At 61.4% G+C, this 14,614-nt stretch carries 12 protein-coding genes; 1 reads left to right on the top strand and 11 read right to left on the bottom strand.

Translation table 11 applies throughout. The features are described 5' to 3' along the window. Positions 1–7 precede the first annotated feature (7 nt). From VY732_RS03590 to VY732_RS03550, 9 genes are read right to left on the bottom strand one after another with little or no spacing between them, the layout of a single operon-like run. Positions 8–1,306, bottom strand: a complete 1,299-nt coding sequence (locus tag VY732_RS03590) for a DUF1302 family protein (protein ID WP_442968559.1) — start codon at positions 1,304–1,306, stop codon at positions 8–10. 2 nt (positions 1,307–1,308) lie between these two features. Continuing rightward, entirely contained in the window at positions 1,309–2,073 is a 765-nt protein-coding gene (locus VY732_RS03585; RefSeq protein WP_331694292.1) for an SDR family NAD(P)-dependent oxidoreductase, read from the bottom strand. Further along, complete coding sequence (locus VY732_RS03580; protein WP_116029398.1) at positions 2,070–2,807, bottom strand: 3-oxoacyl-ACP reductase family protein; 738 nt, start codon at positions 2,805–2,807, stop codon at positions 2,070–2,072. The genes VY732_RS03585 and VY732_RS03580 overlap by 4 nt, the downstream gene beginning before the upstream one ends. Before the next feature lie 9 nt (positions 2,808–2,816). Continuing rightward, positions 2,817–5,687, bottom strand: a complete 2,871-nt coding sequence (locus tag VY732_RS03575; RefSeq protein ID WP_331694291.1) for an aminotransferase class III-fold pyridoxal phosphate-dependent enzyme — start codon at positions 5,685–5,687, stop codon at positions 2,817–2,819. Positions 5,688–5,741: 54 nt separating this feature from the next. Next, on the bottom strand, positions 5,742–6,950 hold the full coding sequence (locus VY732_RS03570) for a beta-ketoacyl synthase N-terminal-like domain-containing protein (RefSeq protein ID WP_331694289.1): 1,209 nt from the start codon (positions 6,948–6,950) through the stop codon (positions 5,742–5,744). Continuing rightward, positions 6,947–8,242 (bottom strand): beta-ketoacyl-[acyl-carrier-protein] synthase family protein, encoded by a 1,296-nt coding sequence (locus VY732_RS03565; protein WP_331694288.1) that lies wholly within the window; start codon positions 8,240–8,242, stop codon positions 6,947–6,949. The genes VY732_RS03570 and VY732_RS03565 overlap by 4 nt, the downstream gene beginning before the upstream one ends. Continuing rightward, on the bottom strand, positions 8,239–9,297 hold the full coding sequence (locus tag VY732_RS03560; RefSeq protein ID WP_331694286.1) for a beta-ketoacyl synthase: 1,059 nt from the start codon (positions 9,295–9,297) through the stop codon (positions 8,239–8,241). Before VY732_RS03560 ends, VY732_RS03565 begins: the two co-directional genes overlap by 4 nt. A gap of 1 nt (position 9,298) precedes the next feature. Then, complete coding sequence (locus VY732_RS03555; protein ID WP_123594445.1) at positions 9,299–10,573, bottom strand: beta-ketoacyl-[acyl-carrier-protein] synthase family protein; 1,275 nt, start codon at positions 10,571–10,573, stop codon at positions 9,299–9,301. 8 nt (positions 10,574–10,581) lie between these two features. Continuing rightward, on the bottom strand, positions 10,582–11,151 hold the full coding sequence (locus tag VY732_RS03550; RefSeq protein ID WP_331694284.1) for an acyl carrier protein: 570 nt from the start codon (positions 11,149–11,151) through the stop codon (positions 10,582–10,584). A 512-nt stretch (positions 11,152–11,663) separates the two neighbouring features. On the opposite strand from VY732_RS03550, the gene VY732_RS03545 reads away from it, so the two are divergent. After that, positions 11,664–12,008, top strand: coding sequence for a cupin domain-containing protein (locus VY732_RS03545; RefSeq protein ID WP_331694282.1), 345 nt, complete (start codon positions 11,664–11,666; stop codon positions 12,006–12,008). Positions 12,009–12,171: 163 nt separating this feature from the next. On the opposite strand, the gene mmsB is transcribed toward VY732_RS03545, so the two are convergent. Then, entirely contained in the window at positions 12,172–13,074 is a 903-nt protein-coding gene (gene mmsB / locus VY732_RS03540) for a 3-hydroxyisobutyrate dehydrogenase (RefSeq protein WP_123594444.1), read from the bottom strand. 10 nt (positions 13,075–13,084) lie between these two features. Beyond that, positions 13,085–14,611, bottom strand: a complete 1,527-nt coding sequence (locus VY732_RS03535) for a CoA-acylating methylmalonate-semialdehyde dehydrogenase (RefSeq protein WP_116029391.1) — start codon at positions 14,609–14,611, stop codon at positions 13,085–13,087. Positions 14,612–14,614: the final 3 nt, after the last annotated feature.

Genomic DNA, 14,614 nt, shown 5'->3' with positions numbered 1-14,614 from the left:
TGATGGGTCAGAACAGATAACCGGCCGACAGCCGCACTTGATCGCGCTTGCTGTACTCGCCAAAAGTCTTCTCGGGCTTGCCGAAGAACACATCCACTTCCAGGCCGAGCTTGATGTAGTCGACCGGCTTGTAGGTGAAGATGCCTTGCAGCAAGGCGTCGTCCTGAAACGGCGGTGAGCCAGCGACCACCAGACGACTCTTGAGGCGGTCCTGCCAATGGGTGCCTTCGGCCGACAGGGTGAACAGCGGTTCGTGTTTGTCCTGCAACATGCCGTCCTGCCAGTCGAGTAACACCTGCTCCTGCCACTGCGCGGAGATCAGCCAGTCGCGCAACAGGTAGTCGACACCCAGCAGCGACTTGACCATCGGCGTGCTGTCCGCACCGTAGGCTCGGGTCGGATTGGTCACTCGCCAGTTGTCGAAATACGCCACCTCGCTGCGCACCACGATGCTGTGTCCGGCATCGATCGCCAGCCCGGCACCGCCCATGGTGTAACGGGGAAACTGCCGCTCCAGCCGCGTGCGGCCGTCATCGGCGAGGCCTTCGACGGCGTACACCGGGTCTTGCTGACGGGCGCTCAAGGCGACAAAACTGGTGTCCACCACGCCGATCCGGCCGTTGGCGCTCAGGCCGTAGGAATAGCCCTTGTCGCCGTCATAGCCGGGTTTGGAATCGAGCAGGAAATACTGCGGGTCCGGCGTAGCAAACAGTGGCGCGGCAAACTCACTGCCCTCAACCGGCGCCCGGTTTTTCACGAAGTCGGTGATCCACAACGCCTCCAGTTCCCACTCGCCCACCGGTTGCGCAAAACGCACCATGGGCACGGCGATGCGGCTGTCTTCGAGCAGCGGCGTCAGACCATCGCGATAGTCCAGCGGGTTGATCTGATCGAGCACGCGCAATTCATCCGCGCGACCCCAGACCACTTGCTGCCAGCCCACCGTCACTTCGCCGTCACCCAACGAATGGCCGACGTAGAGGTGCCGCCAATCGGCGTCGAAACGGTACTTGTCCCGCGCCCGCTCGCTGTACGGATTGTTGCCGTCATAGCGCGCGTCATAACGCACGCGGCCCTTGGCCTTGTAGTAACCGCCGTCCCAGTTGTCTTCCAGGTTGGCCTTGAAATACACGGCTTTTTGCGTGACCTGATCATCGCCATGCAGACGCATGGCCGTGGCCACGCCGACTTCGCCGTCGGCGTAATCGGGCTTCAGATCAGCGACGGTAAACTCGGCCATCGCGGTGGGCGCAGCCATGCACGCCCACACCGCACCCACGATGTGACTGTTGTGAAATCGAGGCATCGCTACATTCCCAACCCGACACCGCCATCGATCACCAGACTTTGGGCGGTCACCCCGCCAGCCTCGGGGCTGGCCAGGTAACGCACCATCGCCGCCACTTCTTCGCTCTGGATGAAACGACGCATCGGCAGTTTCTTCTTCGCGTTGCGCACGATCTGTTCCTGGGTCAACCCGGCAATCGCCGCCTGCGTCGCCAGTTCACCCTGCAACATCGGCGTATCGATCCACGCCGGCAGAATCGCGTTGACGGTGATCTGCCGCGAAGCGAGATCCAGCGCCAGTGCCTTGGTCATGCCGACGATGCCGTGCTTGGACGCGCAGTACGCGGTGTTGCGCACCTTGCCCGCACGGCCGAGGATCGACGACATGTTGATGATCCGCCCACGGTCGGGCATCAGCGCCAGACACAACGAGGTCACGTAGTACGTGCCGTTGAGGTTGACCGAAATCACCTTGTGCCAGTTGTGCAGATCCTCCGGTTCGTTCTCGTTGCAGATGCCGGCGCTGTTGACCAGCACATCGACGTATTCGACTTGCGAACCGAGGTTTTTAAAGAACGCTTGCATGGCCGGCAGGTCGGCAATGTTCGCCGCATGGGTTTCGACCCGCGCCTTGATCTGCTCCTGTCGCTCGTCGACCCAGCGCTGCAGTTCGGCCAGATCGAGATCCAGCAGGATCAGGCGATTGTCGGCGTCGGCGGCAAAATTTTCGGCGACCGCGCGACCGATGCCTTTGGCCGCACCGGTGATCAGAATGGTCCGACTCATGGCATCTTCAACCCGCCGTTAACCGACAGGACCTCCCCGGTCAGGTACAAACCGCGATCGGCGAGGTACAGCACCGCTTCGGCAATTTCTTGCGGTTCCGCGTAGCGCTTGATCAGCAGACGCGACTGGATTTCTTCTTCCTGACTGCCGATCAGTGCCGTGCTCATCTCGGTCTTGACGATGCCCGGGGCGACCGCGTTGACGCGAATGTTGCGCGGCGCCAGCTCCACCGCCAAAGCACGGGTCAACGACTCGACCCCGCCCTTGGCAGCGGCATAGTTGCTTTGGCCTTTGCCGGGCTTCTGCGCCGCCACCGAACTGATGTTGACGATGCAACCGCTGCGCTGGCGCAACATGCCCGGCACCACCTGCTGGCAGCACAGCATCGTGCCGATCAGGTTAGTCTGGATCACCTCGACCAGGTCGCGCGCCGACATCGTCGCCAGCAAACCATCGCGAGTGATGCCGGCGTTGTTAACCAGCAGATCGATACGCTGAAAATGCTGATCGACCCGCTCGAAAAACGCCTTGATGCTGTCGCCGCTGCTGACATCGCACTGCAACGCCAGGCAATCGATTCCCGACGCCTGAACCTCATCGCGCAAGGTCATTGCCGCGACTTCATCGCGCACGTAACTGAACGCGATCTGATAACCCGCCCCGGCCAGGGCCAGGACAATCGCCCGACCGATGCCACGACTGCCACCGGTCACCACTGCTACTTTATTCGGCATGACCGTTCCTTAGAGCGAGTTGTCGGTTTTGAACTGCGCGAGGGTGAAACCGTGAGTCGCCGCCAGTGCACGAATCTGCTGCACTTGCTCGCGGCTGATGTCGCCGTAGGAGTAGTGCTGTTTCATCCCGGACAGGCCCATCAGCACCGATTCGGCCATGCACGCGTACAACTGACCTTGCTTGAGGTAGGCCCGAACGTTTTTCACCAGGCCATCACCCAGCGGCGTCTGCACGATGCCGCCGTGCATGTAGAGCACGTCGCTGCGTTGGCTGGCGAGGTTCTGGTCAACGTTCAGCGGAACGGCGATGTCGCAGATCACACTGTTTTCGGCGAAGTGCTCGGCAAAGAGAAACGGCTGCGGTGCGTTCGCCGCGCAGAGCACGATGCGCGCCTGTTTCAGCACATCAAGATCGTTGCTGACGGTGATGAAGGCGTTCGCGCCCAAGCGTTCTTCGACCAGTTTCGCCACGCGCAGGCCTAGATCGACACTGCTGCCATGGGCCTGCAACAGTGCATCGATGCCGTCGATTTGCTGCAGACGACGGGCGAGGCGGTCGTGTTCGGCGACACCCTTGAGGATCGCGCGAGCGGCTTCGGCATAAATCTGTTGCGCGGTTTTTTCCAGACGACGCAGGGAACCGTCGCGGCCGCTACCGATGAGGATCAAGTGCTCGACGCTGGTCGACAACAACGAGGCGTAGGTCGAGGCGATGTTGCCCGCTGCACCGACCACCGCAGCGGTTTGCTCGCTCAGTTCCAGGCCTTGCTGCTTGCAGCCCTGTTCGATGGCTTCCAGGCCCATGCCGATGGTCAGCGCGTTGCCGGAAGTCAGCGCCATGTCGGGGATCTGCAGCGCTTGGCAGTTGTTGGTGACGATCGAGGTGTACATGCCCAGCCCGGCGACGCTGTAACCATCGGCGCGGGCATCCTTGATGCGATTGCCGACTTCTTCGCGGATGGTTTGCAGATCGCCGCTGGCGATATACGCCGCCATGGCATCGGAATCCATGCACAGCGGATACAGGGTGAATTCCACGGCAGTGCCGAGTTTCGAGCGAATCTGCACCGGGCCGATCGGCGCGGCACGGCGCTCGGGCGCCATGCGTTTGATGAACTCGCGCTTCTGCTCGGCGCTCAGGGTCGACAGTGAAGGATCGACGTCGCTGAGCATGTCCGAATCAATCAGATGGTTGATGAACGCCACGCGCGCCACCACGCGCACGTTCTCGTCAGACTTTGGGCGGGTTTCAGTCTCCTTGAAGCTGACCTCGCGCGCCGGTACGTCAGCGATGCTGTCGGCGCACACACCGGCGGCCAGCGGGAAGGCATCGCGGCGGCGCAGCATGTCGCAGACTTTCTGCAGGGAGCCGATCAAGCCATCGATTTCTTCGAAGGTGATGCACACCGGCGGTTCCAGACGGATCACATTGGCGTTGCTGCCCGACGGCGCCACGCGCAGGGATTCGAATTGCAGCAGGTAGCCGGCGATGATGTAGCCCAGTGCATCGTTGTACTGCGCCGATGCCTGAACCAGTGAGCTGGTGCCGGTCAGATCGTGTAGTTCGAAGCCCAGCAGCAAGCCGCGACCACGCACGTCGGCGATGACGTCCGGGTAGGCAGACTTCAGTTCCAGCAGCGACGCCTTAAGGTACTCGCCCTTCTTGTTCACGTCCTTGAGCATCGCGCTGTCGTTCTCGAACAGACGGCGCAGGGCCGACAAGGCGATATGGCAGGACGCATCATCTTCGGCGAAGGTCGAACTGTGGATGTAGCTGAAATCGTTTTCGTAGTGGCTGGCGCGAATCACCGTCGCGGCAATCTTCATCAGGCCACCGCCGAGCGCTTTCGACAGGCAGTAGTAATCACCCTGCAAGTTGAAATGACTGGCGCCGAGCAAGGTGCCGGTGCGGCCGAAACCCGATTGCACTTCATCGATGATCAGCGGGCATTGCTGCTCGTTGCACAGACGCCGCAGGCCCAGATAAAACTCATTGGCGAACTCGTTGATCCCGCCCTCGCCCTGAATCGGCTCCAGCAATACCGCCGTAATCGCGCTGAACGCTTCGCGGCGCACCTGCAGGGTTTCGCCGCTCCATTCCAGGCTCAGCCAGTGACGAATATGACGGGCCGGCAGCTCCTGCAATTGCTGTGGCTGTTGCGGGTCGATGAACTCGACGTTGAGGCCGAAACGGGCGAACGGCTTGCGGTACTGCTTGCCGTACGTCAGTTGAACGGTGTTCACCAGTTTGCCGTGGAAGCTGCCGCGCACAGCGAGGAATACCGGCTCGACATGCAACTGCGCCAGGTTGTGCTGACGCACCGCTTCGGCCACTTGGCGCACGGTGACGCAGGACAGATTCTGCGGCAGCAGACCGGCTGGCAAATCGAGATCGTCGATGTCCAGTTCGACGTAAGCCTTGTCGCTGGCAACCAGATTGGCGAGGGCGAAGTCACGCTCGTCGAATTGCTTCTGCAGGTTTTTCTGACGACGGTATTCGGCGTGCTTGACGGCGATTTCCACCGACTCGGCGCCACTGTTGGAGAAGGTCGAAATGTAGCGTTCGCTGTTGTTCAGTTCACGGTTGAACGCTTCACTGAGTTCACGCCCCAACTGTCCCGCCGCACCGCGCACCGACATTTGTGCGTTGAACGGTACATCGGCACGCAACAGGTCGACGAGTTGATCGACAAATTGCGGATCGTTGTGGCCATACAGCGCAGCGCCGTAACCGCCGAGAAAGTCGGTGACGGTCACTTCATCGCCCTGGCGGTCGCGGTAAAACAGTTTGCTGCCCAGCGCTCTGTGGAACTGGCATTCGAGGCCCAGAGCCTGCATCAATTCAACGAATTTCGGCCGTACGTAATCGCGGTAATCCATGACAGTTCTATCCCTTAAGTAAAAAATCAGCTGCGTTTCGTTGCGTGCCGACGGTCAGTCGGCCGCGTGAAATTCGAGTTGGTAACCGGCGCTGAAACCGTTGTCGTCGCGGTTGATGACCAGGCAATCGTGCAGCACGGCATCGCGCGGCCCACCGATCACAAACGGCAGATGCGCATCCAGCGGTTGCTCCAGGCCACTGACCGGCGGGATGCTTTGCGCCTGCAAGGCCTGCCGGGCAAAGATCAGGTCAACCAGACTCGGTGCACCACTTAGAATGCCGGTCAGCGGTGTGCTGCTGGTGATGTGCGCGGCGCCGGTTCGCGCCAGCGTGCGGGCCAGATCGGCATCCTTGTGCGGATCGCCCGTGGCGCTGCTGATCAGCAGATCCACCTGTTTGTCCGGCAGGTTCAGCGAATCCAGACGCGGGTGTGCGAACAGAGCGGTCAGACAGGTTTGCGGCCCGGCCGGCAGATCATCGGCGCGGCGCAACACCAGTGCCGCCGCACCTTCGCCGGCAATACCACCACTGCCCTGGCGATCGAAGGCGCGCAGGCTTTGCGAAGCATCGGTGCTGATTACGCCAGCCTCGGCCAGTGCGGCGAGCGCCAGCGGATCCAGTTCACTGCCCGCGCCCACCACAATGGCCGCATCGATCCGACCGCTCTGCAACGCCGCGCAGGCTTCGCGCAGCGCCGCCAGATTGCCGGCCACGCCTTGCATGTAGGCGTTGCATTCGCACTCAAGCTTCAAGGCCAGACTGACCACCCCGAGCAAACCGTTGCTCAGGCTCTTGAGCACTAGGAACGGATCGAGCGCGCGCTCCTGCAACACGCGTTTGGCCAGACGCTGCATGTCGGCACCGGTCTCGGTCTGACACTCGTGCAACAGTTCGCCGTAAGACGCGAGCGACGGATGGGTGTAACCGCCCTGGCAGCAATAGAGACCAAAACGCACGTTGTCGCGGCCCGGTTCAAGCCCGGCCTCGGCCAACGCCTGGCGCACCGCACTGACGCCCCAGATCACCGCCGGCGGGCAGTAACGCTGGAGGTTTTGCGCAATGTCCTGACGGCTACGTTGATGATCTCGATCAGCGATGTGTCCGAATGCAGTGACACGCTCGCTGTGGAACAACGACGAGTTCAGGGGCGAGATCGCGCTACGCCCTTCGCGGGCCGCCGAGCAGAAACCCTCAACGCCCCAGCCGGTGGGCAACACACAACCGCTGCCGGCGATCGCGACACGTACAGTGGCGTCAGTCATTGTCCATGCTCCCGATATTTGCCAAGGGCCAGCGAGGTATTGAGGCCACCGAAACCGAAGGAATTGCTCAACGCGTAATCCACTCGGCGGCTGACGGCCTGACCGGCGCAGTAATCCAGATCGCACTGTTCGTCGGCGTCATGCAGGTTCACCGTTGGCGTGACCAGATCGTTGAGGCAGGCCAACGCGGTGACAATACATTCAGGGGCGCCAGCGGCTGCGATCAGGTGACCGAACTGTGATTTGTTGGCGCTGACCGCCAAGGCTTGATAGTGCTTGTGTTCGGCGAACACGCTTTTGATCGCCAGGGTTTCGGCCACGTCGTTGAGCGGTGTCGAAGTGCCGTGGGCGTTGATCAGATCGATCTGCTGCGGGCGTAGCCCGGCGTCGTCGAGCGCGGCCTGCATCGCCAGTGCCGCACCGCGTCCTTCGGGTTGCGGTGCGGTGACTTTGTAAGCGTCCAGACTGCTGCCGAAACCCAACACCTCGGCATATGGCGTGGCGCCACGAGCCAAGGCATGTTCGAGGCTTTCCAGCACGACGAAACCACCGCCCTCGCCGGCAATCAGACCGCTGCGATCACGATCGAACGGGCGACACAGATCCGCGCCCCAGCGCTGCTCGCCGGACGCAGCACCGAGTAGATACAACGCAGCCATGGTATCGAGATTGAGCACCGAGTCGGCGCCCCCCGCCAGCGCTACGCTGACCTCTCCGCGACGAATCATCTGAAAGGCATTGCCAATGGCTTGCGAAGCACCGGCACAGGCACTGCTGATGTTGATCACCGGCCCTTCACAACCCAGGTCGTCGGCGATTACCCGCGCCAAACGGTCGTTGCTCTGACGCAGCGAGCCATCGGCATTCACTTGCCCGGCCCGCGACATCAGGTACGACCAGCTCGGGGTGCCGCCATTCGGCGCTTCGCTCAGCAGCATGTCGGCGAGCATATGCTGCGGTGCTCCCGAAGCACACAGCACCGCCGCGCCACGCAACTGTTCTGACTGCAAGCCGCTGTCGTTGACGGCTTGCGTGGCAGCCACCCAGCCAAACCGGCTGCGCTTTTCCAGCGGCATCGTCCAGGCCGGATGGCTGTGCAGTTTTTCCGGCAACTGGCGCATGTCGACAGGCGCTGCATAACGCACCGCGAACGACGCCTCTTGCACGTCGTCCGGCTGCCATGGCCGCACGCAATGTTCGGCGCCGAGCATTTTTTCCCAGAGGGTCTGCCATTCGAAACCGAAACCGGTGACGGCGCCCATGCCGGTGATCACAATCCGTGTCGCACTCATGCGTGCTTCTCCATGGTTTCACTGGCCAACAGCAATGCGCCCCAGTGACCGGCGCGAGTGTGGCTGACAAGCAACGTGTAGCCCGGCGTCGCCGCGACTTCACGGCTGAGGTGCAAGGTCAGTGCGACCTCGGTCAGCAAGCCGCTGGCGCCCAGTTCACCGGTCATGGCGCGGGTGCTGCGAATCTCGCGCGGGAAGGCTTCGAGCAACTTCATCACTTGCCCGTCAGCGCAATTGCCGACGATATGCTCGACGTCGCCGACCCGCAGTTTCTCGACACTCAGGACCTGGTCGATCACGCGCCGACCCACCGCCACAGACCGTTGCGGATCGGTGCTGTAACCACGGGCAAACCCGGCGATGCGCACGGCGTGTGCCGCACCCGGCGGGGGTGTCGAGGCCAGCAACAGCGCCGCGGCGCCCTCACCGAAAATCGGTTCGCTCGCCTGATCAGCCTCGCGCAGGTACAGGGCCGGGGTCAGGTTCGGACTGCTGCTGACCACCAACGCGGCGTCGGCATGCCGCTCGCCGATCTGCTGGCAGGCTTCGATCAGCGCATCCAGCCCGGCATTGTCCTGGGAACAGAACCCGCCCATCGGCCCGTGACAATTGAGCGCTTCAGCCACATAGGCCATCACGCTGCTGTTGAGCAGGGTCAGCGCATGCAGGGGAGGTGTGTTGGCCAATAACTGCGCCAGTTGTTTTTGCGGCTGTTCGATGATCGCCTGCACCGCATCCCAGCAAGGACTCGGCGCATCGACTTCGGGAATGGCCGCTGTCAGGGCAATGCGTGACGCGGGCAATTGCAGAGCCGACAGCGCTGGCGCCAACCGTGCGGCGCAATGCAACAGGCGCAAGCCCTGCGGTTCGACGCTGCGCTGGATCTTGCGATCAAACAGATCACTGGCCAGTCGCGGCGTCGGCAAGGCAAATGCCTGACGCTGTGCGTCAAAGGCCAGCGGTTGCGCCGCGCAGGGTGTGCCGAGCAAGTCAGCGCATTCACTGCCCGCCACATTCAGCACCGCAGCGGCATTGAGATAGATGGCTCGGTTCATGTCATGCCCTCCCCAAAACCAGCGAGCTGTTGATGCCGCCGAAGCCGAACGAGTTGGACATCACCACGCTGATCGGCTGTCGTACCGGCTCGCTCAAGAACTTCAGCGACGGGTATTCGGCACGCTCGGGGTCGTAATTCAGGGTGGGCAACAGCACACCGTCACGCAGGCTCATCAGCGACAGCACTGCTTCGATCGCGCCACTGCCCGCCAGCGAATGACCGATGGCGGACTTGTTGGCGGTGAAGGTCATGAAGTCCTGGCAGCCGCCAAACAGACGCTGCAGCGCCAACGCTTCACAACTGTCATTGGCCTGTGTGGAGGTGCCGTGGGTGTTGACGTGTTGCACGGCGCTGCGCAGCAGCCCGGCGTCTTCGATTGCAGCTTCCATGCATTCCTCGTATTTACTGCCGTCGCGACTGCTGGAGGTCATTTTCTGCGCCTCGCAGACATTCGCGTAACCCAACACCCGGCCCAATGGCGCAGCCTTGCGCCGCTGCGCGTGTTCAGCGGATTCGAGAATGACCATCGCCGAGCCTTCACTGAGGACAAAACCGCTACGGTCGGGCATGAACGGGCGGCTCTGTTCGCTCGCCGGCAAGTCGGCCTGACAGAGCGCGCCGAGGCTGTTGAACATGTAATAAGGCAGTTCGTTGGCCATCAGTTCGACGGCGCCGCAGATAGCCAGATCGATCTCGCCGCGCTCGATGGCCCGGTAAGCACTGCCGATGGCCATGGTGCCGGCGGCACAGGCATCGGAATGGGTCGAGATGTGATCGCGGATGCCGAGCCGATCGGCCAGGTGTTGCGTCTGTTGATCGACTCGCCGGGTGAAGGTCGCGCTGGACGCTGCCGGACTGTCCAGCAGACGGTCGAGGTCGACGCGGCCGGCCTCGTCCATGCAACGGCTGAGCCGCTGCAGATCGTGGCTGTCGGCACAGTACTTGTTGGCGCCCAGAAACAGACCGCTGCGACTGTGGGCAAAGTCTGCCGGCGTCAGGCCGGCGTGCTCCAGCGCCTGCCGGGCGACGTATTCGGCCAGCACACTTTGCCGTGGGTGCAGCGCCGCGTTGCCGCCGAAACCGGCAGCGATGCGCTGCCACTGCGTATCGTCGATAAATCCGGCGGCGCTGTTGTTGAATCCCAGCGCCTTGAACCGGGGATGTTCGCGGACACAGGATTGCTTCCGGCAAATCCGCTCGAACAACGTGGCAGCGTCCAGCGCCATGGGCGCCACCAGACCGAACCCGCTCACATAGACTTCTCGTGCCCGCATGAGAACTCCTACACCGCTTCTTTGGTGTGAGTGGTGACAAACTGCTCAACCAATTGACGCGACACTTCATCGCCATCCGCCGGCACCAGACGTGCACTGCACGCGCCGCAGACCACTTGTTGGCGCTCGTTCAGAACAGCTTGGTGAGCGTTGCAATCCGGGCAGGTCGCCGGCAGGTAGTTGAAGAGATTGCGGCACTGGTTGGCCCAGTTACGCACGGTGGTCGCGGCGAACACCTGAGCCGGTTGCATGCCCGCCTTCAGCTGATCCGGGGTGTAGGCGCTCAGGCTTTGCTCAAGCAGGCGCTTGCCGCTTTCGGTGATGCGACCGTTGGCGAGAAACTCGCTGGCATCACCGCAAACCGCCACCGCATGGTCAAGCACGCTGGTTTTCGGCAGTGTGCAGCCATATTGGCGGCCCAGCTGGAAGCTCAGGTCGACGATGTCCAGCGAGTCGGCACCGAGGTCTTCGACGATGCTGCTGTTTTCTTCGATGTCATTCGCATCCATCACCAACAGCTGTGCGAGGATTTCGCGAGTGCTGGCAACGACATGTTCCAAGTCCAATGGATTGTTCATTTCTATCTCCCTATATGTCGTGACTACTTCATGAATTCGACTTATGAAAAGTAACTTTTCCCACAGCAACTTCTCACGCGGCGGGAATCTAAACTCTGCCCTTAAGGGGAGAGTCAACGAACTATTCAAGGTTTTTTTACAACTCGAAAAAAGTCCGCAAAACCCCACTGACACCGCACCTCCTTGGTGCGATGAACGACTTATTTACTTAACAAATACGGGGTAAGGTGGGGCGCCCGCGGTATCAGGCAGGCTGACTATCGAAAGCAACTAAGGACGCAACGGAACAGACGTACTAAAAGTAAAAACCAGACAAGTAAAATAGTTATAACTTCATAACCTTTGTTTTAGGTCAGTACTGCCGTTAATTGATTTTGCTGGAAGGTTTACTCCCCTATCCGTAAAACCTGGCAGCGTTTATGGATATCTGCATGTCGAACACAGACATCTGGGCCAAGGCGCGGCGCTATAGGGTGCAGCTTCCGTTTGATCGCCTTGTCTGGAGCCGACACATGACTGCCCCTGTCACCGTTCTACGCGACACTCATCCGCTGCCGGTACTCGATGCCTGCAAATGGGAAAAACTCGAAGGCGACCCGCACACCGTCAACCTCAATGCCTACACCAGCGAAGACGGCAGCAAGATCATGGGCACGTGGATCTGCACACCGGGCAAATGGCGCGTCGATTATGTGAAGTGGGAGTACTGCCATTTCCAGGAAGGCTACTGCGTGATCACCCCGGACGGCATGGCGCCGATTCATCTGCGCGCCGGCGATATTTTCGTGGTTGAGCCGGGGATGAAAGGCACGTGGGAAGTGGTCGAGACCGTGCGCAAATATTTCGTGTTCGCCTGATGCAAAAAAGCCGGGAGATCACCCGACGTGATTTCCCGGCAAACAATGTCTGATATACGCAAATCCCCTGTGGCAGCGAGCCTGCTCGCGAAAGCGCACGGTCAGTCACTTCCTTGTTGAAGCGACCGCCGTCATCGCGAGCAGACTCGCTCCCACAGTTTGTTCAGCGCTGTCCGTCTATTGCAGGCTTGCGATAGCTGTTGATGATCGCCGAGAAATCCTTCCCGCCGTCACCGCGCTGACTCATCGCCTGATACAACTGCTGCGCCACCGCGCCGAGCACCACTGGTTGGTGCGCCTGACGCGCCGCTTCCGTGGCCAGGCCCAGATCCTTGAGCATCAGTTCCGCGCCAAACCCACCGGTGTAACCGCGCGAGGCCGGCGCTGTTTCAACGATGCCCGGCCAAGGGTTGTACATCTCCGAACTCCAGCAGCGCCCGGTTGAACTGTTGATAATCCCGGCCAGCACAGTCGTGTCGATGCCCAGTGCATCGCCCAGCGCCATCGCCTCGCTGACACCGACCATCGAAATCGCCAACAGCAGGTTATTGCAGATCTTGGCGATCTGCCCGGTGCCGACTTCACCGCAATGCACGATGTTGCGGCCCATCTGCGCCAGCACCGGTTGCAGGGTGGCGAACAGTTCCGGAGTGGCGCCGACCATGAAGGTCAGCGTGCCAGCGGTCGCACCGCCGGTGCCACCGGACACTGGCGCATCAGCCATGGCCACACCCTGTTTTGCGGCAGCGGCCGCTACATCACGGGCAGTCTGCGGATCGATGGTGCTGCAATCCACCGCTGGCACACCTTGGCGAATGCCAGCCAGCACACCGTCCTCACCGAGCCAGACACTGCGCACATGCACCGCGGCCGGCAGCATGGTGATCACCAGTTCGGCATCCTCGGCCGCTTCACGCGCCGAAGCGCGAATGGTCCCGCCCAGTTGCTCCAGTTCCGCCAGCACGGTTTTGTTCAGGTCGACCAGACTCAGCGAGTGGCCAGCCTTGATCAGGTTGCGCGCCATTGGCGCGCCCATGTTGCCCAGACCGATAAATGCGATTTTCATGATCGATTCCTCAGCGCAGGTTGATGGTGGTGTTCACGCCGTCGTTGACGCTGTCGTCATCGAACCAGCGCGCGGTGACCGTTTTGGTCTGCGTGTAGAACTGCACCACTTGCTTGCCGTACGGGCCGAGGTCGCCGAGTTTCGAACCGCGCGAACCGGTGAAGCTGAAGAATGGCACCGGCACTGGAATCGGGATATTGATGCCGACCTGGCCGACGTCGATTTCCGTCTGGAATTTACGCGCCGCCGCACCGCTCTGGGTGAACAGGCCGGTGCCGTTGCCGAACGGGTTGGCGTTGACCAGCGCAATCGCCTGATCAAGGGTGTCGACTTCCAGCACCACCAGTACCGGGCCGAAGATTTCCTGAGTGTAGATCTGCATGTCGGTGGTCACGCCCGAGAACAGGGTCGGGCCGACAAAGTTGCCTTGCTCGTAACCCGGCACCTTGATGTCGCGGCCGTCCAGCTCAAGCTTGGCGCCTTCCTTGATGCCGCTTTCGATCAGATCGAGAATTCGCGCCTTGGCTTTCTTCGAGATCACCGGACCAACATCGGTGCCAGGCTCATTGCCGGCGTTGACGGTGAGTTTCTGCGCCAGCGCTTTCAGGTCCGGCAGCCATTGTTTCGCCGCACCGACCAGCACTACCACGGAGGTGGCCATGCAACGTTGCCCGGCCGCACCGAAACCGGCGCCGACCAAGGCATTCAGCGCTTGCTCGCGGTTGGCATCAGCCAGCACCACGGCGTGGTTCTTCGCGCCCATCATTGATTGCACACGCTTGCCGTGTTTTCCCGCCAAGTCGTAAACGTGGGTGCCGACCGCAGTCGAGCCGACGAAGGACACCGCTTTGATGTCCTTGTGCGTGCACAAGCCATCAACCACGTCTTTACCGCCGTGAACCACGTTCAACACACCGGCCGGAACGCCGGCCTCGATTGCCAGTTCCACCAGCAACATGGTCGACAGCGGATCCTGCTCCGAAGGTTTCAAGACGAAGGTGTTGCCGCAGGCGATGGCCATCGGGAACATCCACAGTGGAATCATCGCCGGGAAGTTGAACGGGGTGATGCCGGCGCACACACCGATTGGCTGACGCAGGGTGTAAGTATCAACGCCGCCGGCGACGTTCTCGGCGAACTCGCCCATTTGCAGCGTGCCGATAGAGCACGCGTGCTCGACCACTTCCAGGCCACGGAAAATATCGCCCTCGGCGTCTGCAATGGTTTTGCCCTGCTCGGCACTGAGCACCACGGCGATGCGCTTGGAGTGTTCGCGGATCAGCGCTTGCAGCTTGAGCATGATGCGCATGCGCGCGCCGATCGGGGTCAGTTTCCAGGTCTGGAAGGCACGCTGAGCAGCGCTGACGGCAGCATCGACTTCAGCGGCGGTAGCGAACGGCACTTTCGCCAGCACTTGCTGGGTCGCCGGGTTGACGATGTCGTGCCATTCGGTGGACTGCGACTCGACCCACTCGCCGTCGATCAGCAGTTTGACCTTGTGCAGCGTGGTGTCGTTGGGCGTAAGCGATGCGTTCATGCT

It is taken from the genome of Pseudomonas sp. ZY71 (assembly GCF_036542145.1).
Classification (GTDB): domain Bacteria; phylum Pseudomonadota; class Gammaproteobacteria; order Pseudomonadales; family Pseudomonadaceae; genus Aquipseudomonas; species Aquipseudomonas koreensis_A.
The sequence above is the reverse complement of the archived record's forward strand: the minus strand, read 5'-3'. Positions and strand labels throughout refer to the sequence as shown.